Source organism: Amycolatopsis sp. NPDC023774, from assembly GCF_040639695.1.
Taxonomy (GTDB): domain Bacteria; phylum Actinomycetota; class Actinomycetes; order Mycobacteriales; family Pseudonocardiaceae; genus Amycolatopsis.
In genome coordinates this window covers 82,778-109,205 of the sequence record NZ_JBFAAJ010000012.1, presented here as the reverse complement: position 1 = coordinate 109,205, position 26,428 = coordinate 82,778, and the positions used below count along the sequence as shown (strand labels likewise).

Here is a 26,428-nt window from a genome sequence, read left to right as displayed (position 1 = left end):
TACCGGCCATTCGGTCAGTTTCTCACGGGGAGGTCGCCCGACGTGACGGCGCGCAACGCGGCCCACACCATGTTCGACACCGACGAGGCGTCGAAGGGCCTGGGCATCGAGCTCGTGGCAGCCGCCGACGGGCGCGCGGTCGCGACGATGAAGGTGACGGAGTCGATGGTCAACGGCCACGACATCGCCCACGGCGGCTACCTGTTCCTGCTCGCCGACACCGCGTTCGCCCTCGCGTGCAACACCCACGGACCGGTCACCGTCGCCGCCGGGGCCGAGATCTCCTTCGTCGCGGCCGGCCGCCTCGGCGACCACCTCACCGCCACAGCCACCGAGCGCACCCGCTACGGCCGCAACGGCATCTACGACGTCACCGTGCACCGGGACACCCCCGAAGGACCCCAGGTCGTCGCCGAGTTCCGCGGCCGCAGCCGCGTCATCGAGAAGAGCCGGGAAACCCGATGAAAGACAACGCCGAAAAGCTTTCAGTGGACGAGCTCGCCGCCCTCCAACTGATGCGTCTGCAATGGACACTGCGGCACGCGTACGCCAACGTACCCTTCTACACCAAGAAATTCGACGAGACGGGCGTGCACCCGGACGACTGCAAGGAGCTGGCGGACCTCGCGAAGTTCCCGTTCACCACCAAGGCTGACCTGCGCGACAACTACCCGTTCGGCATGTTCGCCGTGCCGCAGCAGGACATCCGGCGCATCCACGCGTCCAGTGGCACCACCGGCAAGCCGACCGTCGTCGGTTACACCGAGGAAGACATCGACACCTGGGCGACCGTGATGGCGCGTTCGATCCGCGCGGCCGGCGGACGCCCCGGGCACAAGGTGCACGTGGCGTACGGCTACGGCCTGTTCACCGGCGGCCTCGGCGCGCACTACGGCGCGGAAAAGCTCGGCTGCACGGTGATCCCGGCGTCGGGTGGCATGACCGCGCGCCAGGTCCAGCTGATCACCGACTTCAAGCCCGATATCATCATGGTCACGCCGTCGTACATGCTCACCCTCCTCGACGAGTTCACGCGCCAGGGCGTGGACCCGCGGGCCAGCTCGCTCAAGGTCGGCATCTTCGGCGCCGAGCCGTGGACCGAGCAGATGCGCGCGGAGATCGAGGAGCGGTTCGCGCTCGATGCCGTGGACATCTACGGCCTGTCCGAGGTGATGGGTCCGGGTGTGGCGCAGGAGTGCGTGGAGACCAAGGACGGCCTGCACATCTGGGAGGACCACTTCTTCCCCGAGGTGATCGACCCGTTCAGCGAAGAGGTGCTGCCGTCCGGCGTGCAGGGCGAGCTGCTCTTCACGTCGCTGACGAAGCAGGCGCTGCCGATCATCCGCTACCGCACGCGCGACCTCACGCGGCTGATGCCGGGCACGGCGCGGCCCGCGTTCCGGCGCATGGAGAAGGTGACCGGGCGCAGCGACGACCTCATCATCCTGCGTGGCGTCAACGTCTTCCCGACGCAGATCGAGGAGATCGTGCTGCGGACCGACGCGTTGAGCCCGCACTTCCAGCTGGTGCGGTCGACGCGGGGCCGGTTGGACCAGTTGACCGTGCGGGTGGAGGCGCGTCACGACGCGTCGGCGGACGCGCGGACGGCTGCCGCGGCGGCGTTGATCGCGGGCGTGAAGGACGGCGTCGGCGTGACAGTGGGTGTCGATGTGGTGGAACCGGACACCTTGGAGCGTTCTGTGGGCAAGATGCGTCGCGTGATCGACGAGCGGGACAAGACGTGACGACCCCTCCGGCCCGGCGTGGGCGGCCTGGATACGACCTGGAGTCATTGCTGCGGGTCGCGGTGAAGCTGTTCAACGAGCGCGGATACGACGGCACCAGCATGGAAGACCTGTCGCGCAAGCTGGGCATCACGAAGTCGGCGATCTACCACCACGTGCCCAGTAAGGAAGAGCTGCTGCGGCTGTCGGTGGACCGCGCGCTCGACGGGCTGTTCGAGGTCGCGGCGTCCACGGAACGGCTCGACGGCCGCGCGATCGACCGACTGGAGCACCTCGTGCGAGGCAGTGTGCTGGTGCTCGCCGACCGGCTGCCGTTCGTGACGCTGCTGCTTCGCGTGCGCGGCAACACCAAGGTGGAACGTTCGGCGCTGGCCCGCCGGCGCGAGTTCGACCGGCTGGTGACGGATCTGGTCAAGCAGGCCGAAGCCGAAGGTGACGTGCGGCCCGACATCGACCCCGCCGTTGCCGCGCGGCTGCTGTTCGGCACGGTGAACTCACTGATCGAGTGGTACCGGCCGCGCCGCGGCTCCTCGGGCGAGGAGCTGGCGGACGCGGTGTGCAAGATGGCGTTCGACGGCCTGCGCGCATGAGCCGCGGCGCCCCGCCACCGTCCTACTGTGCCGATCGTTACCAATCCGACCACAGTCACGGCCGAATGGCTTCGTAGCAACGGTTACGTGCTGCGTGAGGGTCGGCCTACTTTTGGCCGGATCAGTAACGTGACACTCGCCGCCGGAAAGCCCCACCCGGCGGCGATTCACTCCCCCGTCGCGGTCTCCGGCGGCCGGCGCGCCTGCCAGAGCATGGCGGCGCGCAGCTGCTCGATCAGGACCTCGTCGTCTTCTTCGCTCGGTTCGGCGCCCAGCGGGATCCAGCGCTCGCTCACGAGGGCACCCTCGTCGTAGTTGCTGATGACGATGCCGTCGTAGGACAGGTCCGCCGCACACTCGCCGCGACACTCGCCCGCACAACAGGATTCGTCCACGCGCACCTGGCGGTGCTGCAAGCGCACGCTGACCCAGCGCCCCGCGGGCCGGGTCGTGCCACCCTCCGCATCGCTCATCTGCTCCTACCCCACGCGCCCAGCCCCCGTTCGATCCGTCGTCCGAGCGGGCGGCGAAGTTACCGGCCGGTTGTTCCGGTTCAATAACGGCCTGGTCCGACCGCGCAAATACCGTCACGCACAACAGCGGGACACGATCTTTACGTGCAGTAAACAACTTGTTGACAGCACGACGGAGGACGAGAAGGCTGGCCGGATGAGCACCGGAACCCGGCCCCCGCGGCGCCGGCTGGAACCGGCCGAGCGCAGGGCCGAGATCCTCGCGGTGGCGCGGCGCCTGTTCGGGGCCGGCAGCTACGCGTCAGTGTCCACTTCGGACATCGCGGCCGCCGCAGGGGTGGCGAGGCCCCTGATCAACCACTACTTCGGCGGCAAACGCGAGCTCTACCTCGAGGTCGTGCGGCAGATGATGATCGTGCCCGCGCCCGTGGTCGAGTCGCTGCCCGAAGGTCCCGTGCGGCGCCGGCTGGAGGTCGGCATCGAGCGCTGGATCGACGTGGTCGATCGCAACCGCGACGCGTGGCTCACCGCGATCGGCCCGGAGTCCGCCGGCCGTGATCCCGAGATCGAGCGGATCATGCTGGAGGCCGACGACGTCGCGGCCGACCGCGTGCTGGCCGGGGCCTTGATGACCGACGTCACCGAGGGCCGGGAAGAGTTGCGCGCGATGATCCGGTCGTACGGCGGGATGTTGCGCGCGGCGTCGCGCGAGTGGCTGATCCGCGGCACGCTCAACCGCGCCGAGCTGCGGACCTTCCTCGTGGAATCGATCATGGGCCTGATCGAGGTCACCTACCCGGCCGTGCTCGCGGAGCGGAACGGCGCGCGTAGGCCGCCGGAGTCGTCCCCGTCCACCGTTTGAACGCGTAGATGAAGCTCGACGCCTCGGCGTAACCCAGGCGCAGCGCGACATCCTCGACGGACAACGCGCCGGTGTCGAGCATTTCCTCGGCGAGCGTCTGGCGGACCTCGTCCACGAGCTGCCGGTAGCCCGTGCCGGCGTCGGTGAGGCGGCGACGCAGCGTGCGCGGGCTGACGGCGAGCTGGCGCGCGATCTCGTCCATGCCGGCGTCGACGCCGCCCAGGCGCACCAGGCGTTCGCGCACGAGCTGGGAGATGCCGGACCGTTCGCGGCGGCGGGCGACGAGCGCGTCGCACTGGGCCGCGCACAGAGCCACGGTCTGCTCGTTGGCCTGGGGCAGCGGCATGGTGAGGAACGCGGGGTCGAAGCTCGCGCGGTGGCGTTCGGCGCCGAACTCCGGCTCGACACCGAAAGTGTCCACATAGGACTGAACCGACGACGGTGCCGAATGCCGGAACTCCAGGCCCCGCGGGGAAATCCCCGGCAGCAGGTCGCGCATCACAGTGTGGATCGCGGCGAGGTCTCTCAACACGAGGAAACGCGAGACGTCGGCGGGTACGCGTGAGTCGTCCAGCACCAGGCTGATCCCCTCCGCATCCAGCTCCGCGTGGGGGATGCAGAAGGTGAAGCTCAGGTCCAGGTAGCGCAACGCGAACAGCATCGCGTCGCGCATCGTCGGGCTGCTGATGCAGGCGAAACCGAAGATGCCGAACGTCGTCACGCGGTAGCGGCGGCCGAGTTCGAGCGCGACGTCGTCGCCGCCGCCGGTCTGCGCGGCGACGGCTCGGACCACGGCCAGCTCCTGCCGCGCGTCGACCTGGCGGTCCGGACCGGTCAGCGCCTCGCGCGGGGTGCCGGGCAGCAGCTTCTCGGCGGGCACGCCGTGGTCCTCGGCGAACCCGAGCATGAGCAGCACGCTGGCGGTGCCGCGGGGAAAGTCCCAGTCGCGGACCGCGGGGGTTGCCAGCTCTGCCATGGCCGGAATTATGGATCAGGTCAGGCCGGCAGTGCTCATCGAGGACGCGTTCTGTCCGCAGTGCCCATTACGCTCGCGCGCATGAAGCTGAGCCTGCGAGCCCTCAACCGCGCGACCCTGGAGCGGCAGCTGCTCCTGCGCCGGGCGTCGATGCCGGCGCTGGCGGCCATCGAGCACCTCGCGGGGCTGCAGGCGCAGGCGCCGCTCCCGCCGTACTACGCGCTGTGGGCGCGGCTGCACGGCTTCAAGCCACACGACCTGGCGAAGCTGCTCCTCGACCGGAGCGTGGCACGGATCGTGCTCATGCGCGGCACCGTGCACCTCGTGACGGCGGCAGACGCGCTGGCGTGGCGCCCGCTCGTACAGCCGATCATGGACCGCGACCTTCGGACGAACACCCTACATGCGGCGCGCGTGGCCGGACTCGATCACGGTGAGGTGGCCGCCGTGACGCGCGAGCTGCTCGCGGACCGCCCGTACACGAGCGCGCAGCTGGGTGCCGCGCTCGCCGAGAAGTGGCCCGAGCGCGAGAGCGACGCGCTCATGCACCTGGCGCGCTGCCTCCTGCCACTCGTGCAGATCCCGCCGCGCGGCGTGTGGGGCCAGGCCGGCCAGCCGACGTACCAGCTCGCGGACCACTGGCTGGCCGGCACCGGAGCCGGGTCCTCGGCCGGACAGCTGGTGCGGCGCTACCTCGCGGCGTTCGGCCCGGCGACGGTGGCCGACGTGCAGGCGTGGTCGGGCCTGACGAAGCTCGGTGAAGTGGTCGACGGAATGGACCTGCGCACCCACGTCGACCACGCCGGCCGCACGCTCTACGACCTGCCCGGGGCGACGCTGCCCGGCGAGGACGTGCCCGCACCGCCGCGGTTGCTGGCACCATTCGACCAGCCACTGCTGTCCTACGCCGACCGCACGCGTGTGATCTGCGACGAGCACCGCAAGCGCGTGATCAGCCAGAACGGTCTGGTCAAGGGCACGCTGCTCGTCGGCGGGTTCGTGAAGGGCGCCTGGGAAATCAAGACCACCCGCGACACGGCCACGCTCGTGCTCACGCCGTACGAACGGCTGCCGAAGCGCGACTCGGCCGCGTTGGAGAGCTCCGGCAAGCGGCTGCTGGTCTGGGCGGAACCTGGCCTGCGCCACGACGTCCAGCTGCTGCCCGCGTGATCCGACGCTGTCCGGAATTCTCGATTCTCTGACCGTTCGTGTCCTTCCACCTCGGCGGACGCGTCGGTAACTTGCTCAGGATGGGTGACACGGCAAGAACGCCGTCGGTGCTGATCGTGGGCACCGGGTTCGGCGGGGTCGGCACGGCGATCGAGCTGAAGCGCGCCGGCTTCCACGACTTCACGATCCTCGAGCGCGCGAACGAACCCGGCGGGGTGTGGCGCGAGAACACCTACCCCGGCGCGGCGTGCGACATCCCGTCGCCGCTGTACTCGTTCTCCTACGCGCCCAATCCCCACTGGCCCAAGCGGTTCTCGATGCAGCCGGACATCCACGCGTACCTCAAGCGCGTGGTGGCGGACTACGACCTCGGCCCGCACATCCGCTACGGCCGGGACGTCACGTCCGCGACGTTCGACGAGGGCCGCTGGCGAGTGGAGACGGCGGGCGGCGAGACCTTCGAGGCCGACGTGTTCGTGCCGGCGGTCGGGCAGCTGTCACGCCCGGTACTGCCCGACATCGCGGGGCGCGACAGCTTCGAGGGGGTCGCGTTCCACTCCGCGCAGTGGGACCACGAGGCAGACCTCGACGGCAGGCGCGTCGCCGTGATCGGCACCGGGGCGAGTGCGATCCAGTTCGTGCCCGAGCTGCAGAAACGCGCCGGCAAGCTCACGATCTTCCAGCGCACGGCGCCCTACATCATGGCCAAGAACGACACGCGGTACACGCGCTGGCAGAAGCGGCTGTTCGAACGTCTCCCGGCGACGCAGCTGCTCGGCCGCCTGCGGATCTTCCTGCTCGCCGAGTACGCGACGTACGCGATGACGCGCCACCCCGTGCTGGCGAAGGCGTTCGAGCTGCGGACCGCGCAGCTGCGGCACAAGCACATCAAGGATCCCGCGCTGCGCCGGAAGCTGACGCCGAAGTACCCGTTGGGCTGCAAGCGGATCCTGTTCACCAACGACTACCTGCCCGCGCTCGCGCAGCCGAACGTCGAGGTCGAGACCGGCCGGATCCGCGAGATCACGCCACGCGGAGTGCGCACGGAAGACGGCGTGGAGCACGAAGCCGACGTGATCGTGTACGGCACCGGCTTCAACGCCACCGACTTCCTCGGCTCGATGAAGGTGCTGGGCCTCGAGGGGCGCAGCCTCGACGACGCGTGGCGCGGCGGCGCCCGCGCGTACCTGGGGATGACGGTGCCCGGGTTCCCCAACCTGTTCTGCGTTTACGGTCCCAACACCAACCTCGGCGCGGGCTCCATCATCTACATGATCGAGCGGCAGGCGCGTTACATCCGCCAAGCCGTGGAACAGCTCGCGCGACCCGGGGTGTCCTATGTGGACGTGCGACCCGAGGTGGAGGAGCGCTACGACCGCGAGGTGCAGCAGCGGCTGGGCCACAGCGTGTGGAGCGCGTGCACCAGCTGGTACCGCCAGGCCGACGGGCGCGTGAGCACCAACTGGCCCGGGCTGGTGACCGAGTACGACCGCAGGACCCGGGTGCTCGACCCGGCCGACTTCAGGGTGGTGGCCTCGTCTTGAGCAGCACGGTCTTGAACCCCGACTACGACGTGCTCGTGATCGGCTCGGGCTTCGGCGGCAGTGTCACGGCGTTGCGGCTTACGGAGAAGGGCTACCGCGTCGGCGTGCTGGAGGCCGGGCGGCGCTTCGCCGACGACGAGTTCGCCAAGACGTCGTGGCGCCTGCGGAAGTACCTGTGGGCCCCGAAACTCGGCCTGTACGGCATCCAGCGGCTGACCCTGCTGAAGAACACCTTCGTGATGAGCGGCACCGGCGTCGGCGGTGGTTCGCTGGTCTACGCGAACACGCTGTACGAGCCGCCGGACGCGTTCTACCGGGACAAGCAGTGGGCCCACATCACGGACTGGAAGGACGAGCTGGCGCCCTACTACGACCAGGCCAAACGCATGCTGGGCGTCGTCGAGAACCCACTCACGACGCCGGCCGACGAGGTGCTGCGCGAGGTCGCGGACGACATGGGCATCGGCCACACCTACCGCCGTACCCCTGTCGGCGTGTACTTCGGATCACACCCGGGCGAAGAGACCCCGGACCCGTTCTTCGGCGGCGCCGGCCCCGCGCGACGCGCCTGCACGCACTGCGGCGAGTGCATGACCGGCTGCCGCGTCGGCGCGAAGAACACGACCGTGAAGAACTACCTCTACCTGGCGGAGCAGGCCGGCGCCGAAGTCCACCCGCTGACGACGGTGGTCTCCGTGCGCCCGGTCGACGGCGGCTACGCGGTGGACACCGAACGCACCGGCCGCTGGATCCGGCGCGGCCGGCGCACCTTCACCGCGGGCGAGGTCGTCTTCTCAGCCGCGGCGCTGGGCACACAACGGCTCCTGCACCGCCTCCGCGACAACGGCACGCTCCCGGGCCTGTCACTGCGCCTCGGCTTGTTGGCGCGTACCAACTCCGAGGCCGTGCTCGCCGCGCGTTCCCTGCGCGAGGGCACCGACTACACGCGCGGCGTCGCCATCACGTCGTCGATCCATCCGGACGCCGTCACCCACGTCGAGCCCGTGCGCTACGGCAAGGGCAGCAACGTCATGGGCCTCATGGCCACCGTCCTCGTGGACGCCGAGCCCGGCAAACGCCGGTGGGCGCTGGGCCTGCGGGAACTGGCCAGGCGCTGGCGCCAGCTGCCGCGCCTGCACAACCCGCGGCGCTGGTCGGAACGCATGATCGGCCTGCTCGTGATGCAGACACTCGACAACTCCGTGACCACGTACACGAAACGAGGTCTGCTGGGCCGCCGCATGACCACCCGCCAAGGCGCCGGCGAGCCGAGCCCCGACTGGATCCCCGCCGGGCACGAGGTGACCCGACGCGTCGCCGCGAAGATCGGCGGCCTTCCGCAGGGCGCGTGGACCGACCTGGCGAACACCCCGATCACCGGCCACTTCATCGGCGGCTGCACCATCGGCGACTCCCCCGACACCGGCGTCGTCGACCCCTACCAGCGCGTCTACGGCCACCCCGGCCTCCACATCGTGGACGGCTCGACGATCTCGGCCAACCTGGGCGTGAACCCGTCGCTGACGATCACCGCCCAGGCCGAGCGCGCCATGGCGTTGTGGCCGAACAAGGGCGAGCCGGATCCGCGCCCTGCACTGGGCGAGCCGTACCGACGGGTGGCGCCGGTGACGCCGCTGAAGCCGACCGTGCCCTCGACGGCGCCAGGCGCACTGCACCTGCCGATCATCGACATCTGGATCAGGCAGTGACCTCGGGCAGTGACCATCGAGCGCTGACCAGCCGATTCAACAGTTCCTCAACACATCCACCAACCACCACCAGGCACGCTTGCGACGTCGCACGCGCTCACCCCCCTCTGGGCACGTGCACTGGGGGTGTCTTGAAAGGAGCTCCCGCGACGACTCCCTCCCTGCCGTCGCGGGAGTCCTTCCAAGGTCTTGTCCGCCAGCGCCCCTAAGGCAGGTTCGCGAGCGCGCCGCCAACGGTGTTCGCGAACGCGTACCCGGCGGACGCGTCCCAGTTGATCGACCAGGTCATGGCGCCGCGGATCGCCGGGTACGTGGCCGAGGGTTTGAAGCCGGCGCAGCTCGTGCCGCGAGCGAGGCAGTTCAGCGCCGAGACGACGTTCGACGGAGCCTGGTAGCCGCCGCCCGCCGAGCCGGAAGCCGGCAGACCGAGGGCCACCTGGTCGGCCCGCAGACCACCCTGGAGCTGGATGCACGCCAGCGCCGTCAGGAAGTCCACAGTGGCCTGCGCGTAGACCTGGCCGTTGCAACCGAGCATGGTGCCCGAGTTGTAGTACTGCATGTTGACGACCGTGAGGATGTCCTTGATTCCCAGCGCGAGCTGGAAGTAGCCACCCTGCGTGGACTGCATGTCGATCGTCTGCGGCGCCATGGTGATGATCGAGCCGGCGCCGTTGTGGATGCTGCGCAGCGCCTGGCCCATGTAGGTGGCGTTGATGCCGTTCTCGAGGTCGATGTCCACACCGTCGAAGCCGTAGCTCGAGATCAGCGACTTCACGGAGTTGGCGAAGTTGTTCGCCGACGACGAGTCGCTGACGTTGATCGTGCCGTTCTGGCCGCCGACGGAGATGATCACCTTCTGGCCACGGGCCTGCACGGTCTTGATGTCGGCGCGGAACTGCGTGTCGGTGTAGCCGCCGAGCTGCGACGACAAGCCGGGGTCGAGCGTGAAGTTCACGGCGCCCGGCGTGCCCGTGGCGTCGGCGAAGGCCACGGCGATGATGTTGTACCGCGTGGGCACGTCGGCCAACCGCAGGGCCTTGGCGCCGTTGTAGAAGTTCTGCCAGTAGCCCGTGAGCACGTGTTTGGCCAGGTCACCGGTCGTCGGCGGCTGCGAAGTGGTGGGGGTGGGCGGAGTCGTGGGCGTAGTGGGTGTCGTGGGCGTGGTCGGCGTCGTGGGCGGCGGGGTGCCCGGGCCATCGAGGTAAACGTCGTCGGCCAGGTAGCCCGGCTGGCCGTACCAGCCGTGCAGGTACACGGTGATGCTCGTGGACGCGCCCGTGGTGAACTCGACCGAGAGCCGGCTCCAGCCGCTCGTGCCGGGCGTCCAGGTGCTGGTGTCGGCGCCGCCGGTGCCGGAGACGCCCAGGTAGACGTAGCTCCCCTGCACCCAGGCCGACAACTGGTAGGCGGTGTTCGCCTTCACCGTCACCTGCTGCGAGCACTGGGCGGTGTCCGACGACGAGGGCGCGGCGCTGAGCGCCTTGGTGCCGCCGTGGGCGCCGCTGGACACCACGGAGGCGGAACCAGTGCAGGTCCAGCCCGAGAGGCTGCCGCTTTCGAAGCCGGGGTTGGCGAGGATGTTGGCTGCGGACGCGCTGCCACCGATGACGAAGGTGGCACCGAGGCACGCGGCCACGGTGGCGATCAGGGCGCCGATCGCCAGTTTGGGTCTGCGGGACGGGCGAGGTTGTGGGGACCGTTCGGAGAACACAGCGAGACCTCCACGAAAGAGTGAGGCAGGTCACCACAAAGTGGACTAGACCAATCTCGGTGTCAAGGAACCGTTCGGGCGTCGCTTCGACGGGGCCATACGAAAGTCGCACCGCGCCGGACGGCAGAATGCTCGGCACGGAACACCGAGACGGAGCAGGAGCCTGGTTGTGAGCGTGCAGTCGGTCGAGGAACGGATCGCCGAAGAGCTGGGGGTGCGCGAAGGTCAGGTCAAGGCCGCGGTCGATCTCCTCGACGGGGGGTCGACCGTGCCGTTCATCGCCCGGTACCGCAAGGAAGTCACCGGGATGCTCGACGACGCGCAGCTGCGCACGCTCGAGGAACGGCTGCGTTACCTGCGGGAACTCGACGAGCGGCGCGTCGCCGTGCTGGAATCGATCCGCACGCAGGGCAAGCTCGACGAGGCGCTCGAGGCCCAGATCATGGCCGCGGACACGAAGTCGCGCCTGGAGGACATCTACCTGCCGTACAAGCCGAAGCGGCGGACGAAGGCACAGATCGCCCGTGAGGCGGGCCTCGAGCCGCTGGCCGACGGCCTCATGAACGACCCGAACACCGACCCGCAGGCCGCGGCCGCGGTGTTCGTCGACGCCGACAAGGGCGTGGCCGACGCGCAGGCCGCGCTCGACGGCGCCCGCTCGATCCTCGTGGAGCGCTTCGCGGAAGACGCCGACCTGATCGGCGAGCTGCGCGAGAAGATGTGGACCGAGGGCCACATCGCGTCGAAGGTCCGCGCGGGCAAGGAGGAAGAAGGCGCGAAGTTCGCCGACTACTTCCAGTTCTCCGAGCCGTACACGAAACTCCCCTCGCACCGCATCCTCGCGATGCTGCGCGGCGAGAAGGAGGAAATCCTCGACCTCTCGATGGAGCCCGAGGAGCCGGCCGCGGAAGACGCCGAACCGCGGGTGGGGCCGACGCAGTACGAGCAGCGGATCGCGCAGAAGTTCGGCATCACGCAGGAGGGCCGGGCGGCCGACAAGTGGCTCGGCGACACCGTGCGCTGGGCCTGGCGCACCAAGATCCTGCTGCACCTGGGCATCGACCTGCGGATGCGGCTGCGCCAGTCGGCCGAGGACGACGCCGTGCGCGTGTTCGCTGCGAACCTGCGCGACCTGCTGCTGGCCGCTCCGGCCGGCACGCGCGCGACCATGGGCCTGGACCCGGGTTTCCGCACCGGCGTGAAGGTGGCCGTGGTCGACGCGACCGGCAAGGTCGTGGACACGCACGTGATCTACCCGCACCAGCCGGCGAACAAGTGGGACCAGTCGATCGCCGAGCTGGCCGCGTTGTCGGCGAAGCACCACGTGGACCTGATCTCGATCGGCAACGGCACCGCGTCGCGGGAGACGGACAAGCTCGCGCAGGAGCTCATCAAGAAGCACCCCGAGCTGAAGCTCACGAAGGCCGTGGTCAGCGAGGCGGGCGCGTCGGTGTACTCGGCGTCGGCGTTCGCGTCGCAGGAGCTGCCGGGCATGGACGTCTCGCTGCGCGGCGCCGTCTCGATCGCGCGCCGGCTGCAGGACCCGCTGGCCGAGCTGGTGAAGATCGACCCGAAGTCGATCGGTGTCGGGCAGTACCAGCACGACCTGTCCGAGGTGTCGCTGTCGCGCTCGCTCGACGCGGTGGTGGAGGACTGCGTGAACGCGGTGGGCGTGGACGTGAACACCGCGTCCGCTCCCCTGCTCACGCGTGTTTCTGGCATCACCACGGGTCTGGCCGAGAACATCGTGGCCCACCGCGACACCAACGGCCCGTTCAAGTCGCGTACGGCGCTGAAGGAGGTCGCGCGGCTCGGGCCCAAGGCGTTCGAGCAGTGCGCCGGCTTCCTGCGCATCCCGGACGGCGACGACCCGCTCGACGCGTCCTCGGTGCACCCCGAGGCCTACCCGGTGGTTCGGCGGATCCTCGACCGCACCGGCACGGGCATCCGCGAGCTCATCGGCAACGCGCGCACGCTGCAGGCGCTCAAGCCGGCCGAGTTCGTGGACGAGACCTTCGGGCTCCCGACCGTCACGGACATCCTGACCGAGCTGGAGAAGCCCGGCCGCGACCCGCGTCCGGCGTTCAAGACGGCGACGTTCGCCGAGGGCGTGGACAAGATCGGTGACCTCAAGCCGGGTATGCGGCTGGAAGGCGTGGTCACGAACGTGGCGGCGTTCGGCGCGTTCATCGACGTCGGCGTGCACCAGGACGGCCTGGCCCACGTTTCGGCGCTGTCGAAGAACTTCGTGAAGGACCCGCGCGACGTCGTGAAACCCGGCGACATCGTGAAGGTGAAGGTGCTCGACGTCGACGTGCCGCGCAAGCGGATCTCGCTGACGCTGCGCCTGGACGACGAGCCGGGTGCTTCGTCGCAGGACCGGCGCGGTGGCGGTGGTGGCGGCGGCGGTCGTGACCGTGGTCAGGGCGGCGGTGGCGGCCAGGGCGGCGGCGGTCAGCGGCGGGGCCAGCAGGGCAACCGCGGCGGTGGCGGCGGCGGTCGTGACCGTGGGGGCAACGCCGGCGGTGGCGGCGCCATGGCCGACGCGCTGCGGCGCGCCGGGTTCGGCAAGTAGCGCCGGGTCAGCGGGTCCGGAGCCAGCGGATTTCGCCGTCGTACCACTCGTCGGTGGGCGTGAGCCCGGCGGCGGTGGCCACGGCGGCGGAAGCCCGGTGCCCGGGGCGGACGTGGGCGAGTACGGCGGGCACCGCCTGCCGTTCGAGCCAGGCGACGAGGCCCTGGGCGGCTTCGGTGGCGATGCCCCGGCCCTGCCACGGCGTCCCCACCACCCAGGCGAGCTCGGCGCCGGCGCCGCTGACGGTCGCCTGGACGGTGCCCGTCAGGCACTCCTCGCCGCGAAGCCGGATCACCCAGTTCAACCAGGTCACGGCCGGGTCCGGAGAGCCGGCGGTCATCCGCTCGTAGCGCGAGCGCAGGGCTTCGGGCGTGTCCGGCGTGCCGCCGATGAAGGTGTGCAACGCCGGATCGGACAGCACCCGCGCCATCTCCTCGGCGTGCGCGACGAGCAGCGGCAGCAGGTCCAGCCGCGGGGTCTTGATGGCCTCGGCTTCGAGGCGGGGTGCGGTCACGGCGCGTCATCGTAGCCGCGCGGACGAGCGCGGCCCGGGTTCGCGGATCAGTGCGACCGCGAACCCGGTGCGCCTCAGCGTTCATCACTGCTGCGCAATTCCCAGCAACGCTGCCTCGAGCGCGATCAGGATCTCCGCGGTCGCTGTCGGATCGCCCAGAGAGCGGCCCGTGGCTACCTCGACCCGTGCAACCGGTGGCGGACTGTGTTGGGGTGGCAGAACAGAACGGCCGCGGCGCCCGACGCCGATCCCCCGTTGTCCCGCCACGCGGCCAAGGTGTCGAGGAGGACCTTGCCTTGCTCCGGGGGCAGGTCGAGGATCGGCCCGAGCACGGCCTGCCGGACTCGCTGCATCGCGTCGGGCGCGCTGACCGCTGCGACGGCAAGGGAACATGGTGACGTGCGGGGTGCCGGCGACGGTGCTCGCCAGGGCGATGCGGGCGAACCGCAGCGCGGCCGCCGTATCCGTCAGCGCCAGGTACGGCGAGTTGACGCCGATCCGGCCGCGGGCCGACTCCGTACGCGTCGACGTGAGCGGGCGCAGGCCGGCGTCGGTCTCGAAGCGGACGATCCCGATCTGCGCGTCGGGCGTCAGCCGCCGGGCCGATCCGATGCGGCTTGCCCACAAGCGGTTCTCGATGCCAGGCAGCGCCTCCTGGGCCAGTGGCACCGATTCGGCCGCGACCACGACGAACGGCCCCCGTTCGGGCAGCCGAAGCACGTCGGCCACCTCCCAGACGGACATCGTCGGCGGTCACGAGACACCAGCTCGGGATGGTCCGCCGGCCGGGCACTCCGGAAGGGGTGGACAGGCAGGACAGCGCGAACCCGCGCTGGGCGACGGCCAGGAAAGCGGCGAGATCGGTGTCCGGCGCAGCACAGCTGGTGGAAGAACTGCAGGTCGATGTACCCGTCGGCGTCGCCTCGGGCGCACCCGGTACGGGCGCCGAACCAGGCGCTCACCCAGTTCGGCGGTGCCGCCGTGTGTGAAGGACTCGAGCAACGTCTCTCCCTCATCCGGCGCGAAAGCGGCGATGTAGACCAACGTCCGCACGTTCGAGATGCCCGCCCTGGATCGTCGCGACGAAGCCCCCTGATGTAGCCGGGGTCGGCGGCGACCCCGGCGGCCACCGCCGGCCAGCCTGACGCGTCGGAAGGCGCCGTGGACCAGTACAACCGTGGTCAGCGCGGGAGCGGCCATGACCAGCCTCGTTCCGGTTGTGGGTGAAAGGGATGCCTGCTCACCGTGCAGCAGGGCACACGGTGAGCAGGCATGTTCCCGATCAACCGGAACGAGGTCATTTGTTGTCCGTCAGGACAACGGACCCGGTGGCTCTAGGCGTCCATCTCGTAGGTGCCCGAGAGGTCGCGCACCACTGTCCACACGCGAGCGAAGCGGTCGGCGTCCACCACAGGCTTGCGCAGGGCCGCGAGGGCCAGCTCCTGCTGCTTGTCCGTGGAACTCGCCTTGCCGTTGAGGTCCACGGCGGCCGCGCTGAAGTCCTGCACCAGCACGGCGAAGAGCTGGTCCACGACGTCGTCGGACTCGCCCGTGAGCTCGGCCTGCTCCAGGATCAGCTGGCCGTAGACGACGAGGGTGAACAGCTCCGTCAAAGCCAGCCCGAAGTCCAGGTCGGCCTGCTGGGCCTCGTCCGGCGCGGCTTCGGTGAGCAGGCGCACGAGGTGGTCGGCCTGTTCGCGGAAGAGCGCGACGTTCGGGAGGTGCGAAGCCTTGCCGTAGGCCGTTTTCCAGTCGTGGAACCGGACCTTCGACAGACCGCGCGCGGGGCCCTGGCGAAAGAGGAACTCGTCGTCCGCGGCGTCGTCTCGGGTCGGCACCGGGGCGTAGTCCTGGGGCGCGAAGAGGTAGGCGGGCATGAACTTCGCGATCAGCGCGAGGTTCACTGCCACCGTGCCCTCCAGCTTGGGCAGGCCGTCGATGTCGTTCTTGGCCATCGCGAGGTAGGTGTCGGCCTCGAATCCCTTGGCCGCCACGACGTCGGCGACCAGGCCGATCACCTTCTGCGCCTGCGTGGTCACCTTCATCTTGGTGATGGGGTTGAACAGCAGGTAGCGCCGGTCGTCCGGGCCGGCGGAGCGGAAGTAGTCCACGGCGCGGTCGGAGAACAGCTTCATGCCGGCCAGCCGCGCGTAGGCCTCCACGAACTCGCGGCGCACGTGCGGGAAGTCGGTGACGGGCTTGCCGTAGAGGATGCGGTTGTGCGCGTGGGTGATGGCTTCGTACAGCGAGTGCGTGGCCATGCCGATGCCGCCGAAGCACAGGTTGAACTTGCCGATGTTCACGGTGTTGAGCGCTGCGCTGAAGGCCTCCGCGCCGACGTGCAGGATGTCCTCGGCGTGCACCGGGTAGTCCTCCAGGCGGAACTCGGCGACGAACATCTGCGAGGGCACGATGTTCTTCACCACGTGGTAGTTCGGGTGCGTCGAGTCGGCGTAGAAGAACACGTACTGGTCCGGGCCCGCGACGCCGTCGATGCGGCCGAAGACCGACACCGTGCGGGCGACGTTGCCGTTGCCGATGTAATACTTCGAGCCGTTGGCACGGTAACCGCCCGCGCCGTCAGGAGTGAGCACGAGGTCGGAGGAGTAGATGTCGGCGCCGTGGTCCTTTTCGGACAGGCCGAACGCGCCGACGCCGCCCGCGTCCAGCGCGTCGGCCGCCCGCTTGCGCGCGACCTCGTTGCCGCTCTGCCACACCGGGCCGAGCCCGAGGATGGTGACCTGCCACGGGTACCAGTAGTTGAGGCCGTAGAAGCCGAGGATTTCCGACAGCGCGGCGACGCGGCTGGTGTCCCAGCGCTTGTCCGGCGCGCCGTCGGCTGCGGCGGCGGGCGTGAGGAAGGTGGCGAAGAGGCCTTCCTTGCCGGCGAACTCGAGGAAGTCCGCGTAGATGGTGTGGCGGTGGTAGTCCTCGGTGAGCTTGCGCTTGCCGCGTGACTCGAACCACTCAATCGTGGCCAGCAGCAGGCGTCGGGTCTCGGGGTCGAACGACTGCGGGTCGTAGGCCCGCGGGTTGAGCAGCGGCATGGCTCTCCTCCGTATTACCGGCGGGTAACTTAGCAAGGGGCCGGGGTGCGGGCAAACTCACTCGGCCCTTTGTGCACAGTCGGCTATACTGATCTTGCGGTCCGCTCAGTTCTGCCTCGGATCGCGTCTTGTTGTCGACTACCACGCGCCGCGGCCCCCCCGAGGTCTGCGCCGGGCAGGACAACCCTTCTCACGTATGGAGAACCGGGGCGTTTCGAGCGCCCGTACGCACTTATGACCACTTTCACTGAACTCGGCCTGCCCAAGTCCCTGGTGGACGCGCTGGCGGCCCAGGGCGTCACCTCGCCGTTCCCGATCCAGGAAGCCACGCTGCCGCACACGCTCGCGGGCCGCGACGTGCTCGGCCGCGGCCGCACGGGCTCGGGCAAGACCTACGGCTTCGCGCTGCCCGTGCTGGCCCGCCTCGCCGCCGGCCCCACACGCCGGCGCCCCGGCCGCCCGCGCGCGCTGATCCTCGCGCCGACGCGCGAGCTCGCCACCCAGATCGAGGCCACCATCGCGCCGCTGGGCAAGGTGCTGGGCCTGAAGACGACCACGATCTTCGGCGGCGTGAGCGCGTCTCCGCAGATCACGCGCCTGCGCGACGGCGTGGACATCGTCGTCGCCTGCCCCGGCCGGCTGGCCGACCACATGCGCTCCGGCGAGGTGAAGCTCGACCAGATCGAGATCACCGTGCTCGACGAGGCCGACCACATGGCCGACCTGGGCTTCCTGCCCGAGGTGCGGCGCATCATGGACCAGACGCCCGAGCGCGGGCAGCGGCTGCTCTTCTCCGCGACCCTCGACGGCGGCGTCGACGTGCTGGTCAAGCGCTTCATGCACGACCCCGTCACGCACAGTGTCGACTCGGCGCAGTCGCCGGTGTCGACCATGACGCACCACGTGCTGCACCTCGAGGAGACCCACCGTCTGCCGGTGCTCGTCGACCTCACGGCCGCCCCCGGCCGCACGCTCGTGTTCACGCGCACGAAGCACCGCGCGAAGAGCCTCACACGCAAGCTGGTGGCCAGCGGCGTGCCGGCCGTCGAGCTGCACGGCAACCTCGGCCAGAACGCGCGCACGCGCAACCTGGAGGCGTTCTCGTCGGGCGCCGCTCGCACACTCGTCGCCACCGACATCGCCGCCCGCGGCATCCACGTGGACGACGTCACCCTCGTCATCCACGCCGACCCGCCCGTGGAGCACAAGGCCTACCTGCACCGCTCCGGCCGCACCGCGCGGGCGGGCGCGTCGGGCACCGTGGTGACGCTGATGACCGACGAGCAGATCGCCGACGTCCGCGACCTCACCCGCAAGGCCGGCATCAAACCCACGACCACGCAGATCGGCCCCGGCCACCCGCTGCTGGCCGAGCTCGCCCCCGGCGAGCGCACCTTCGACGCCTCGCCGCGCCGCCCGATCGTCGACAACCGCCCGAAGAAGGTCACCGCGTCCGGCGGCGACGCTTCCGTACGCGGTGGGCGTCGTGGTGGACCGGCTCCGGAGAACCGCGGTGGGCAGGGCGCTCGCGCCAACGCCCAGTCGCGCCGGGGCGAGTCGGCCGGGCGCGGTGGCTCCAGCCGTGGCAGCCGTGGTGGCGCCGGTCGGGACTCGTTCGGTGAAGCTCGCGGTCGCGGCGGCGCGGCGCGGGAAGCCGTGGGTGACGGCGCCGGCCGCGGTCGCGGCGACGGCGGCCGTTCAGCCGGCGGCCGCGGTGGTGCCGGGCGCGCGAACGCCGGCCGCGGTGGTGCCGCAGCAGGGCGCGCGGGGGGCGGTCGCGCTACAGCGACCGCCCGCACGCAGGGCGAACCGCGCCGCGGTGGTTCCGGCCAGTCGGCGACGCGTTCCCAGCAGCCCAGCCGCGCCGGCTCGGCCTCCGGCTCCAGCCGGGGCGCGGCGGCGTTCTCGGCCGGCACGCGCGCGGGATCTCGCCGCACCGGGCGCTGACCGTCCACTTACGACCGGCCCGCAGGCTTCTCGCCCGCGGGCCGGTCTTCGTTTCCCCCGCGCCACCCCCGTGCGGCGTTGGTTGCGTTCAACGCACCCAACGCCACATTGGGGCGTTGCGGGCCGAGCGGAGCGTGCCGGAGGCAGCGGTCAGAGCCGGCCGAGCAGGGCGAGCGCCGGCGGGAACCCGACCAGCACCACGAACGCGGCGATGTTCGTCTTCTTGTACTGCACCAGCAAAGCCACGAACTCACGCAGGAAAGCGCTCGGCACGAAGTACGAAGCGGTCTTCGCGCCGATCACGTCCAGGCGCAACCGCAGGCGGCGAGCGAGGATGGCCGTGCGGAAGACGTGGTAGTTGTTCGTCACCGCGAGAATCCGGCCGGAGATCCCCCGCACGCCCAACAGCTCCACGCTGAAGCGCAGGTTCTCGTCGGTCGTCGTGGCCTTGTCCTCCAGCAGCACCGACGAGCGAGGCACCCCGGCGTTCTCCAGGTACGCCGCCATGGCCGCGGCTTCCGAAGTGAGCTCGTCACTCCCCTGGCCACCCGACACGACCACGACCGCCTCGGGCGAACGGTGGTAGCACTGGACGCCCCGGTCCAGCCGGCTGGCCAGCAGCGGCGGTACGCGGTCACCCAGCAAGCCGGAACCCAGCACGATGATCGCGGCGGCGCGGGCGCGGCGGTTCAACCGGCTGTAGAGCACGGAGTACATGAGCAGCGCCGTGAACACGAACGCCAGGTACGCCGAGAACAGCAGCGCCGACAGGGCCAGCACGATCAGCCACGGCGCCGCGCGGGTGAAGGCGACCGCGCCGACCGTGAAGGCGTACACCGCCAGGATCGCCAGCCCCGCGAGCAGCGACATCATGTTCGCCGGCCGGTGACCTTCGCGGCGCCACATCACCGCGCCGTTGGCGATCAGCGCCCACGGCAGCACCAGCGCGGCGACCACCGCCACCACCCCGACGAGGATCAGCACCACGGTCTGCAGCCACACCAGCCCCGCGGTGAGGCTGAAGAGCCACAACCCCGTCAACACCGAAGCGAACGCGAACCACACGGCGTTGCCGAACCGCCGAGGCTCGCGCAGGAACCGCACGACGAAGATCAGATCGGCGAGCAGCGCCAAGATCACGGGGGCCATGATCGGACATTGTGGCGGGTGCCGCGAGAACGCGTCGGGTGAACCCCGTCAGAGCGAGGACGTGAGCCCGCGCGCCCGCAGCACGGCGCGCTCCAGCGGCCGGAACACCAGCAGCTCGATCCCGATCCCGACGAGCAGGATCAGGAAGATCGCCGCGATCACCTTCTCGATCGCGTTGAGTGACGAGCCCTGGTTCAGGTACGCACCCAAGCCGACGCCCAGCTGCGGCGACAGCGCGATGAGCTCGGCCGCCATCAGCGAACGCCACGAGAACGCCCAGCCCTGCTTCAGCCCGGCGAGGAACCCGGGCAGCGCGGCCGGCAGCAGGATGTGGCGGGCCGCGGCCAGCCGGCGGGCCCCCATGACCTGGCCGACGCGCGGCAGGATCGGCGGGATCTGGTCGATGCCGGACACGAGGCCGTTGGCGATCGACGGCACCGACCCGAGCAGCACGACGAAGTAGATCGCGGCGTCGTTGATGCCGAACCACAGGATCGCCGCCGGGACCCAGGCCACTGACGGCAGGCTCTGCAGGCCCGTGAGCAGCGGCCCGATCGCCGCGCGCACCACGCGGACCTTCGCGACGAGCAGCCCCAGCGGCGTCCCGATCACCACGCCGGCGGCGAAGCCGAGCGCGGCGCGGTGCAGCGAGGTCCAGATGAAGCCGAACACCTCGCCGTCGGTGAGGCGGTCCCAGAACTCGTTCCACACGGCCAGCGGCGCGGGCAGCTGCGCCTCCGGCCAGTACGCGGCGGCCCACAGGATCTGCCACACGACCACGAGCAGCACGAGCGCGACCACCGGCGGCAGGAATCCCCACGCGAACCGGCGCCAGAACGACGGGCGGCGCTCCCCTACCGGAGCGTCGAGCGCGTCGAGCCCGGAACCGACGGCGTCCAGCTCGTCGACGGGTCCGTCAGGCTGCGGCATGGGTACTGATCACCTTTCGCAGGTGGCCGGTGATTTCCTCGGTCAACTCCTCCGTGTCGGCCAGCGGCACGTCGGTCCACTCGCGCACCACGCGACCAGGACGCGACGACAGCAGGACCACGCGCTGGCCCAGCCGCACGGCCTCGCGCACGTCGTGGGTCACGAACAGCACCGACGTGCCGGTGCTCCCCCACACACGCAGCAGCTCGCCCTGCAGCACGTCGCGGGTGATGGCGTCGAGGGCGGCGAACGGCTCGTCCATCAGCAGCAGGGCCTGCTCGGCGTCGCCGCCGACGCGGTGGGTCGCCGCGAGCGCGCGGGCCAGCGCGACCCGCTGGCGCATGCCCCCGGACAGCTCGTGCGGACGCTTCCTGCCCACGCCACTCAGCCGCACCAGGTCCAGCAGCTCGGCGGCCTTGCGGCGGCGCTCGGCGCGGCCGAAGCCGGCCAGGCGCAGCGGCAGCTCGACGTTGCGCGCGGCCGTGAGCCACGGCATGAGCGCGGCCTCCTGGAACATGACGGCCGGACGCGAGGTGTTGAGCGTGATCTTTCCCGCCGACGGCGCGTCGAGGCCGGCCACGAGGTTCAGCAGCGTGCTCTTGCCGCAGCCCGACGCCCCGAGCAGGCACACGAACTCGCCCGGCGCCACCGCCAGGTCCACGCCGTCGAGCGCCACCACGGCGCGCCCGGCCGGGCCGAACGCCTTGCCCACGCCGGAAAGCCGCACCGCGGCCGCGCCGGTGAACTCGGTCCGTCCACTGGGGAGGGTGATCGTCATCGCGCGCTGCCTCTCTCTTGAATCACCGAGCCGGAATCACTTGGCCAGGGCGGGAGCTTCGACGGCGGGCTGTTTCGCTTCCTGCAGGACCTCGTTGAGCGGGCCGAAGTCAGCGAACCCCTTCAGCGCCACCGCGGACTTCGCGACGCCGGCGGTGACGGAGTCCTGCGCCAGCTGCGGGAACTGCTCGGGAATCGGATCCGTGGTCAGCTCGATGCCGGAGAACGCGCGGTCGAGCACGGCCGGGCTCAGCGAGCTGCCGGCGAGCTTCTTGAGCGCCCCGTTGACGACCGTCTTCGCGTCGGCGGGGTTGGCCTTGGCCCACTCGATGGCCGCCAGCTCGCCCTTCAGCACCGCGCGCACGGTGTCGGGGTGCTGCTGCAGGAACTCGCTGCGCACGATCACGACGGTGGTCGGGAACCGGCCGTCGGGCCACAGCGACTTCTCGTCGACGAGCACCTTCGCGCCGGCGTCGAGCACCAGCCGCGAGGACCACGGCTCGGGCAGCCAGCCGCCGTCGACGTCGCCCTTGCGGAAAGCGTCGAGCGTCTTCGGATTGTCCATCGTGGTCACGGTGACCTGGCCGGTGAGCAACTTGGCGGCCAGGAACTTTTTCAGCGCCACGTCCTGGGTGTTGCCCAGCTGCGGCGTGGTGAGGGTCTTGCCCTTCAGCTGGCCGACGCTGGTGATGTCCGGCTTGACCACGAGCTGCGCGCCGCCCGACACCGCGCCGGAGACCAGCTGGATGGCGCCTTCGGACTTGCTGAACGCCGTGATGGCCGGGCCCGACCCGATGAACGCCATGTCGAGCGAGTTGCCGAGCAGCGCGTTGACCTCATCGGGGCCGGCGTTGAACGTCTGCGTGGTGAGCTTCGTCGGGCCCAGCTGCTGGGTGAAGAAGCCCTTGCCGACGCCGATCAGCGCCGGCGCGTGCGTGACGTTCGGGAAGTAGCCCAGACGCACCTCCGTCGCCGCGCCTTCGTTCGCGGCCGCGGCCTGGGGGCGCTCCGCGCGCGAGCAGCCCGCGAGGGCACCCACCGCGGTCAGCGCGACGAGCGCAGAGGCGAGCAGGCGGGTTCGCGGGAGCTTGCGCACGGGTGGGCCCTTCCAGCGGTGACGGGTCCCGGCGAGGTTCGCACGGCCACTCACCCGGGCGCATGGACATCCGCATGGCGGGAATTCTGCCGCGCTCCCCTTGACAGGTGCGCCGTCACTTGCTCAGCAGCAGCGACCCGTCGCCGAACTCGTGCCAGAGGTACCTCCGTTCGACGGCCGCGTCGTAGGCGCGCTGCACCAGGGCGGGGCCCACGACGGCCTCCAGCAGGAGCAGGTGCGAGGCCTCGGGCGTGTGCAGGCCGGTGACGAGCCCGTCGACGATCTGCGCCGGGTGGTCCGGGCCCAGCACCAGCGACGTCCAGCCGGACGCGGCGGTGACGGCACCGTCGGCGACGGCCGACTCCAGCGCGCGGGCCGCGGTGGTCCCCACGGCGACCACGCGACCGCCCTGCGTGCGCACCCAGTTGACGAGCGCGGCCGTGGTGGCGGGGACGCGGAAGCGCTCGGCGTACGGCGGCTCTCCCGCGTCCGGCGACGAGACGCCGGTGTGCAGGAGGATCGGTGCGAAAAGCACGCCACGGGAGACCAGCCGTGTCACCAGTTCCGCGGTGAAGGGGCGGGCGGCGCTGGGCATTTCCGCCGAGCCGGGGTCGAGCGCGAAGACGGTCTGGTAGTCGGTGAGCGGCCAGGTGCGCGGGACGTAGCCGTAGCGGATGGGGCGGCCGACGAGCGCCAGGTACTTCCCGACGCCGCCTTCGACGTCGACGCGGGCGCGCCACAGGCGCCGTCGGCCGGCGACGTGCGGGGCGGACAGGGTGAGGGCGGCTCCGGCGGGCAGGGCGAGGTGCTCGCCTTCGCGGCCGTCGAGCAGCGGGCCGGCGGGGGCGCGGAGTTCGACGACCCAAGTGCCGTCGTCCAGCTCGGTGGAGAAGTGGACGCCGACGACGTGGTCGCCGCGCACGGCGTCGACGGCCGCGGGGAGCGTCCCCGAGGTGTTGACGACGAGCAGGTCACCGGGCCGCAGGTGGTCGCCGACCTCGCGGAACGTGGCGTGGTGGACGCCGGCCGGGCTCGCGGTGAGCAGGCGGACCTCGTCGCGGGCGAGGCCCCGCGCTTCGGGTGGTGCGGCGGCGAACAGGTCGTCCGACAGCGTGAAGCGGGTGTGCGGAGTGGTCACGAGCGCACCGCCGTGGCGAGGTCGGCGGCGCGGTAGCGGCCGCTGGGCAGGCGTTCGTCGAGCAGCCTGAGGAACGCGGGCACGGCCGTCTCGGGCAGCGGACGGTCGGAGATGTCCTCGCCGGGGAAGGCGAGCTGGTGCATGGCCGTGCGCAGGTCACCGGGGTCGACGGCGTAGACGGCGAGCTCGGGGTTCTCGACGCCGAGGACGGCGGTGGCGTGGTCGAGCGCGGCTTTCGCCGAGCCGTAGGCACCCCAGCCCTCGTAGGGTTCGACGGCGGCGTCGGAGCTGATGTCGATGAGGGTGCCGTTCGCGGCTTTCAGCGCGGGCAGCAGCGTCCGGGTGAGTGCGAGCGGCGCGAAAACGTTGGTGCGGTAGACGGATTCCAGGGCTTCGAGCGGGTAGTCGGCCAGCGGCGGCAGCGGGCTGACGCCGAGGCTGCTGGCGTTGTTCACGAGCAGGTCGAGCCGCGGCCCGGCGGCCTCCGCGAGGGCGGCGCGGTGCGCGGGGTCCGTGACGTCGCCGGACACGGCCGTGAAGCCGAGCTCGTCGGCGGTGGCCCGCAACGCCTCTTCACCCCGTGCGGTGCCCAGCACTGTCCACCCGCGACGGACGAGGGCCCTGGCGAGGGCCCGCCCCAGACCGGCTGACGCGCCGGTGATGACGGCGACTGGCATGGTTCCTCCTGGAGTAGGTACCAGCCAGCGTGCGACCTCTACTTTACTGGAGGTCAACCTTCTTGCCGCCGCGCAGGAGCACGTACGCCACCAGCGAAACCACGAACCCCGCGTAGTACGCCAGGTCCGCACCGTGCAGGGCGGCGGCGACGGGTCCGGTGTAGACGGTGGTGTTCATGAACGGCACCGCCGCCGCGAAGCCGACCAGAAAGGCCACCAGCGCGGCCCATGACCGGGTGGGTTTGCGCAGCTCGGCACCGATGTCGAAGCGCCGGCCACCGCGGGTGCGCCGCAGCCAGTCGGGCACCACGACACCCAGGAACGGCGGGATCCAGTAGCTCACGAACAGCAGCACGTTCTCGAACTTCGCCGACAGGTCGCCGCTGTGCATCCAGAGGATGAGCACGAACGCCAGCACGGTCACCACCACCGCCGACACGGGGCGGCGCAGGCGCACGCCGACCGTCTGGAGGGCGAGCGAGCCGCTGTAGTCGTTCATGGCGTTGGACGACACTGCGGCCAGCGCGATCACCAGCAACGCCAGGCCGCCGACCGCGCCACCGCCGACCAGCTGCGAGACGCCGGCGGCGGTCTGGTCGCCCAGCGCCGAGCCCAGCGCGAGGCCGATGCCCTCGCCCAGCGCGTAGGACGCCACGAGCCCGAGCAGCGTGAACCAGAAGACCCCGCCCGGCTTGGTGTCGGCGGGCAGGTAGCGGCTGAAGTCGGCGGCGTAGGGCGCCCACGAGATGGCGAGGCTGAGCGTGATCGTGGAGAACAGCACGATGGCGCCCGCGTAGTCGCCGCCCGTCGCGGAGTCGGTGAAGGTGATCGGGTGGTCGAGCACGACCTTGACCGCGAGCGCCACGAACGCTACCACGAGCACCGCGCTCATCACCGCCTGGACGCGGTGGATCACGGCGTAGCCGAACACGCCGAGCAGGCACTGCAGGACGAGGACCAGGACCACGGCGACCCAGAACGGCAGCCCCGTGAGCTCCGCCAGTGCTTCACCGCCGAAGAGCCCGACCAGCGCGTCCCAGGCGATGCTGCCGAGCCACTGCACGAGCCCCGGCAGCACCACGGTCTTGCCGAACGGCAGCCGCGCGAGCGGCAATTGTCCCGCGCCGGTTTTCGGGCCCCACGTGGACAGGTACGCCGGCGGCAGCGAACCGAGGATGGTGCCGACGAGCGCGACGATGAACCCGGTCGTGAAGCCCAGCCCCAGCGTCGAACCGAGCGTGCCGGTGAAGACGGCGGTCATGGTGAGGTTGGGCGCGAACCACACGCTCGCGAGGCGCCACGGCCGGCCGAACCGGTTCGCCTCGGGCACGGGCGTGATGCCGTGCGTCTCGATGGCGAAGTCGCCCGCGCCGGACGGCATGCGTCCCCCGAAGACGTCCGCGTCGATCCCGCTCATGTACTGGCCCTTCTCCCGTTTTGCCGGGTGTCATGATTGCCCTTGGCCGGGGTTGGGGGAAGCTTCCGCGACGAACGTCTCCCCGGCTGGGAAGAGTTCGGGTCGAGGAGATCGAAAGAGACCGAGTTTCCCAGATTGCCGGTGACCTCGACCACGGTCCCGGCAACCGCGATCCGCTCGCACGGGTTCGACCACGGCGCCACCACCCACCGGAAGTTTCCCACGAAGTCGAGCCTCGCGAAGAACCTCGCGAGCCGTGTGCGCCGTCGCCACAGACTCATCCCGTCGGCGATGTCCGCGCGTGCGCCTTCATCGATGTCCATCACGTCCTCGGGGTCGGCCAGGACCTCGCCGCAACGCGACGAGGCGTTCGATCATGGA

The 26,428-nt window shown here is 70.6% G+C and carries 23 protein-coding genes and 1 pseudogene; 9 read left to right on the top strand and 15 right to left on the bottom strand.

Annotated features, from left to right (window positions below):
• The first annotated feature begins 69 nt into the window (after nucleotides 1-69).
• From paaI to AB0F91_RS24570, 3 genes are read left to right on the top strand one after another with little or no spacing between them, the layout of a single operon-like run.
• Nucleotides 70-465: a hydroxyphenylacetyl-CoA thioesterase PaaI gene (gene paaI, locus AB0F91_RS24580; protein WP_360601069.1), complete on the top strand. Its 396-nt coding sequence runs from the start codon at nucleotides 70-72 to the stop codon at nucleotides 463-465.
• Complete coding sequence (gene paaK / locus AB0F91_RS24575) at nucleotides 462-1,745, top strand: phenylacetate--CoA ligase PaaK (protein WP_360600837.1); 1,284 nt, start codon at nucleotides 462-464, stop codon at nucleotides 1,743-1,745. The genes paaI and paaK overlap by 4 nt, the downstream gene beginning before the upstream one ends.
• Nucleotides 1,742-2,335 carry a TetR/AcrR family transcriptional regulator gene (locus AB0F91_RS24570; protein ID WP_360600835.1) on the top strand — a complete coding sequence of 198 codons (594 nt, stop codon included), beginning with the start codon at nucleotides 1,742-1,744 and terminating at the stop codon, nucleotides 2,333-2,335. The genes paaK and AB0F91_RS24570 overlap by 4 nt, the downstream gene beginning before the upstream one ends.
• 167 nt (nucleotides 2,336-2,502) lie before the next feature.
• On the opposite strand, the gene AB0F91_RS24565 is transcribed toward AB0F91_RS24570, so the two are convergent.
• Nucleotides 2,503-2,808, bottom strand: coding sequence for a hypothetical protein (locus AB0F91_RS24565; RefSeq protein ID WP_360600833.1), 306 nt, complete (start codon nucleotides 2,806-2,808; stop codon nucleotides 2,503-2,505).
• A 196-nt stretch (nucleotides 2,809-3,004) separates the two neighbouring features.
• Here AB0F91_RS24565 and AB0F91_RS24560 point away from each other — a divergent pair, with 196 nt between their 5' ends.
• Nucleotides 3,005-3,670 (top strand): helix-turn-helix domain-containing protein, encoded by a 666-nt coding sequence (locus tag AB0F91_RS24560; protein ID WP_360600832.1) that lies wholly within the window; start codon nucleotides 3,005-3,007, stop codon nucleotides 3,668-3,670.
• Here AB0F91_RS24560 and AB0F91_RS24555 read toward each other — a convergent pair.
• Nucleotides 3,597-4,646, bottom strand: a complete 1,050-nt coding sequence (locus tag AB0F91_RS24555; RefSeq protein WP_360600830.1) for an AraC family transcriptional regulator — start codon at nucleotides 4,644-4,646, stop codon at nucleotides 3,597-3,599. The genes AB0F91_RS24560 and AB0F91_RS24555 overlap by 74 nt on opposite strands.
• 81 nt (nucleotides 4,647-4,727) lie before the next feature.
• On the opposite strand from AB0F91_RS24555, the gene AB0F91_RS24550 reads away from it, so the two are divergent.
• The 3 genes from AB0F91_RS24550 to AB0F91_RS24540 all read left to right on the top strand — a co-directional run bounded on the left by AB0F91_RS24550 (nucleotide 4,728) and on the right by AB0F91_RS24540 (nucleotide 9,069).
• The gene (locus tag AB0F91_RS24550) at nucleotides 4,728-5,816 is read left to right on the top strand and encodes a winged helix DNA-binding domain-containing protein (protein ID WP_360600828.1); all 1,089 of its coding nucleotides are present in this window, start codon (nucleotides 4,728-4,730) and stop codon (nucleotides 5,814-5,816) included.
• An 80-nt stretch (nucleotides 5,817-5,896) separates the two neighbouring features.
• A complete protein-coding gene (locus AB0F91_RS24545; protein ID WP_360600826.1) occupies nucleotides 5,897-7,360 on the top strand; it encodes an NAD(P)/FAD-dependent oxidoreductase in 1,464 nt (487 codons plus the stop codon).
• Nucleotides 7,357-9,069, top strand: a complete 1,713-nt coding sequence (locus AB0F91_RS24540) for a GMC family oxidoreductase (RefSeq protein WP_360600824.1) — start codon at nucleotides 7,357-7,359, stop codon at nucleotides 9,067-9,069. The genes AB0F91_RS24545 and AB0F91_RS24540 overlap by 4 nt, the downstream gene beginning before the upstream one ends.
• Before the next feature lie 205 nt (nucleotides 9,070-9,274).
• Here AB0F91_RS24540 and AB0F91_RS24535 read toward each other — a convergent pair whose 3' ends face one another.
• The gene (locus AB0F91_RS24535) at nucleotides 9,275-10,780 is read right to left on the bottom strand and encodes a glycosyl hydrolase family 18 protein (RefSeq protein ID WP_360600822.1); all 1,506 of its coding nucleotides are present in this window, start codon (nucleotides 10,778-10,780) and stop codon (nucleotides 9,275-9,277) included.
• A 169-nt stretch (nucleotides 10,781-10,949) separates the two neighbouring features.
• Here AB0F91_RS24535 and AB0F91_RS24530 point away from each other — a divergent pair, with 169 nt between their 5' ends.
• On the top strand, nucleotides 10,950-13,355 hold the full coding sequence (locus AB0F91_RS24530; protein WP_360600820.1) for a Tex family protein: 2,406 nt from the start codon (nucleotides 10,950-10,952) through the stop codon (nucleotides 13,353-13,355).
• Between the two features lie 7 nt (nucleotides 13,356-13,362).
• Here AB0F91_RS24530 and AB0F91_RS24525 read toward each other — a convergent pair whose 3' ends face one another.
• The 4 genes and pseudogenes from AB0F91_RS24525 to AB0F91_RS24510 all read right to left on the bottom strand — a co-directional run bounded on the left by AB0F91_RS24525 (nucleotide 13,363) and on the right by AB0F91_RS24510 (nucleotide 16,916).
• Complete coding sequence (locus AB0F91_RS24525; protein WP_360600818.1) at nucleotides 13,363-13,869, bottom strand: GNAT family N-acetyltransferase; 507 nt, start codon at nucleotides 13,867-13,869, stop codon at nucleotides 13,363-13,365.
• A 173-nt stretch (nucleotides 13,870-14,042) separates the two neighbouring features.
• A complete protein-coding gene (locus AB0F91_RS24520; RefSeq protein ID WP_360601067.1) occupies nucleotides 14,043-14,222 on the bottom strand; it encodes a helix-turn-helix domain-containing protein in 180 nt (59 codons plus the stop codon).
• Nucleotides 14,223-14,304: 82 nt separating this feature from the next.
• A pseudogene (locus AB0F91_RS24515) lies at nucleotides 14,305-14,613 on the bottom strand (PucR family transcriptional regulator); the annotation flags it as partial.
• Nucleotides 14,614-15,203: 590 nt separating this feature from the next.
• Nucleotides 15,204-16,916: an acyl-CoA dehydrogenase gene (locus AB0F91_RS24510; protein ID WP_360600816.1), complete on the bottom strand. Its 1,713-nt coding sequence runs from the start codon at nucleotides 16,914-16,916 to the stop codon at nucleotides 15,204-15,206.
• A 234-nt stretch (nucleotides 16,917-17,150) separates the two neighbouring features.
• On the opposite strand from AB0F91_RS24510, the gene AB0F91_RS24505 reads away from it, so the two are divergent.
• Nucleotides 17,151-18,863, top strand: a complete 1,713-nt coding sequence (locus AB0F91_RS24505; protein WP_360600814.1) for a DEAD/DEAH box helicase — start codon at nucleotides 17,151-17,153, stop codon at nucleotides 18,861-18,863.
• Nucleotides 18,864-19,013: 150 nt separating this feature from the next.
• Here the strand turns inward: AB0F91_RS24505 and AB0F91_RS24500 are convergent, their stop codons facing one another.
• From AB0F91_RS24500 to AB0F91_RS24465, 8 genes are all read right to left on the bottom strand, one after another.
• Nucleotides 19,014-20,012 (bottom strand): YdcF family protein, encoded by a 999-nt coding sequence (locus AB0F91_RS24500; RefSeq protein WP_360600812.1) that lies wholly within the window; start codon nucleotides 20,010-20,012, stop codon nucleotides 19,014-19,016.
• Between the two features lie 48 nt (nucleotides 20,013-20,060).
• On the bottom strand, nucleotides 20,061-20,942 hold the full coding sequence (locus AB0F91_RS24495; RefSeq protein ID WP_360600810.1) for an ABC transporter permease: 882 nt from the start codon (nucleotides 20,940-20,942) through the stop codon (nucleotides 20,061-20,063).
• Entirely contained in the window at nucleotides 20,929-21,720 is a 792-nt protein-coding gene (locus tag AB0F91_RS24490; RefSeq protein WP_360600808.1) for an ABC transporter ATP-binding protein, read from the bottom strand. Before AB0F91_RS24490 ends, AB0F91_RS24495 begins: the two co-directional genes overlap by 14 nt.
• Before the next feature lie 36 nt (nucleotides 21,721-21,756).
• On the bottom strand, nucleotides 21,757-22,815 hold the full coding sequence (locus AB0F91_RS24485; RefSeq protein ID WP_360600806.1) for an ABC transporter substrate-binding protein: 1,059 nt from the start codon (nucleotides 22,813-22,815) through the stop codon (nucleotides 21,757-21,759).
• 115 nt (nucleotides 22,816-22,930) lie between these two features.
• On the bottom strand, nucleotides 22,931-23,953 hold the full coding sequence (locus AB0F91_RS24480) for an S-adenosylmethionine:tRNA ribosyltransferase-isomerase (RefSeq protein ID WP_360600804.1): 1,023 nt from the start codon (nucleotides 23,951-23,953) through the stop codon (nucleotides 22,931-22,933).
• Entirely contained in the window at nucleotides 23,950-24,630 is a 681-nt protein-coding gene (locus AB0F91_RS24475) for an SDR family NAD(P)-dependent oxidoreductase (protein WP_360600802.1), read from the bottom strand. The genes AB0F91_RS24480 and AB0F91_RS24475 overlap by 4 nt, the downstream gene beginning before the upstream one ends.
• Before the next feature lie 43 nt (nucleotides 24,631-24,673).
• Entirely contained in the window at nucleotides 24,674-26,047 is a 1,374-nt protein-coding gene (locus AB0F91_RS24470; protein ID WP_360600800.1) for a cytosine permease, read from the bottom strand.
• On the bottom strand, nucleotides 26,044-26,370 hold the full coding sequence (locus AB0F91_RS24465) for a hypothetical protein (RefSeq protein WP_360600798.1): 327 nt from the start codon (nucleotides 26,368-26,370) through the stop codon (nucleotides 26,044-26,046). The genes AB0F91_RS24470 and AB0F91_RS24465 overlap by 4 nt, the downstream gene beginning before the upstream one ends.
• Nucleotides 26,371-26,428 lie beyond the last annotated feature (58 nt).

Bases quoted from the DNA above. Each gene is read 5' to 3' on its own strand.
- AB0F91_RS24560 (WP_360600832.1), top strand. From the start codon at position 3,005: ATGAGCACCGGAACCCGGCCCCCGCGGCGCCGGCTGGAACCGGCCGAG.
- AB0F91_RS24500 (WP_360600812.1), bottom strand. From the start codon at position 20,012: ATGGCCCCCGTGATCTTGGCGCTGCTCGCCGATCTGATCTTCGTCGTG.
- AB0F91_RS24545 (WP_360600826.1), top strand. From the start codon at position 5,897: ATGGGTGACACGGCAAGAACGCCGTCGGTGCTGATCGTGGGCACCGGG.
- AB0F91_RS24495 (WP_360600810.1), bottom strand. From the start codon at position 20,942: ATGCCGCAGCCTGACGGACCCGTCGACGAGCTGGACGCCGTCGGTTCC.
- AB0F91_RS24475 (WP_360600802.1), bottom strand. From the start codon at position 24,630: ATGCCAGTCGCCGTCATCACCGGCGCGTCAGCCGGTCTGGGGCGGGCC.
- AB0F91_RS24510 (WP_360600816.1), bottom strand. From the start codon at position 16,916: ATGCCGCTGCTCAACCCGCGGGCCTACGACCCGCAGTCGTTCGACCCC.
- AB0F91_RS24520 (WP_360601067.1), bottom strand. From the start codon at position 14,222: ATGCAGCGAGTCCGGCAGGCCGTGCTCGGGCCGATCCTCGACCTGCCC.
- AB0F91_RS24470 (WP_360600800.1), bottom strand. From the start codon at position 26,047: ATGAGCGGGATCGACGCGGACGTCTTCGGGGGACGCATGCCGTCCGGC.
- AB0F91_RS24555 (WP_360600830.1), bottom strand. From the start codon at position 4,646: ATGGCAGAGCTGGCAACCCCCGCGGTCCGCGACTGGGACTTTCCCCGC.
- AB0F91_RS24565 (WP_360600833.1), bottom strand. From the start codon at position 2,808: ATGAGCGATGCGGAGGGTGGCACGACCCGGCCCGCGGGGCGCTGGGTC.
- AB0F91_RS24465 (WP_360600798.1), bottom strand. From the start codon at position 26,370: ATGGACATCGATGAAGGCGCACGCGCGGACATCGCCGACGGGATGAGT.
- paaK (WP_360600837.1), top strand. From the start codon at position 462: ATGAAAGACAACGCCGAAAAGCTTTCAGTGGACGAGCTCGCCGCCCTC.
- AB0F91_RS24490 (WP_360600808.1), bottom strand. From the start codon at position 21,720: ATGACGATCACCCTCCCCAGTGGACGGACCGAGTTCACCGGCGCGGCC.
- AB0F91_RS24550 (WP_360600828.1), top strand. From the start codon at position 4,728: ATGAAGCTGAGCCTGCGAGCCCTCAACCGCGCGACCCTGGAGCGGCAG.
- paaI (WP_360601069.1), top strand. From the start codon at position 70: ATGTTCGACACCGACGAGGCGTCGAAGGGCCTGGGCATCGAGCTCGTG.
- AB0F91_RS24505 (WP_360600814.1), top strand. From the start codon at position 17,151: ATGACCACTTTCACTGAACTCGGCCTGCCCAAGTCCCTGGTGGACGCG.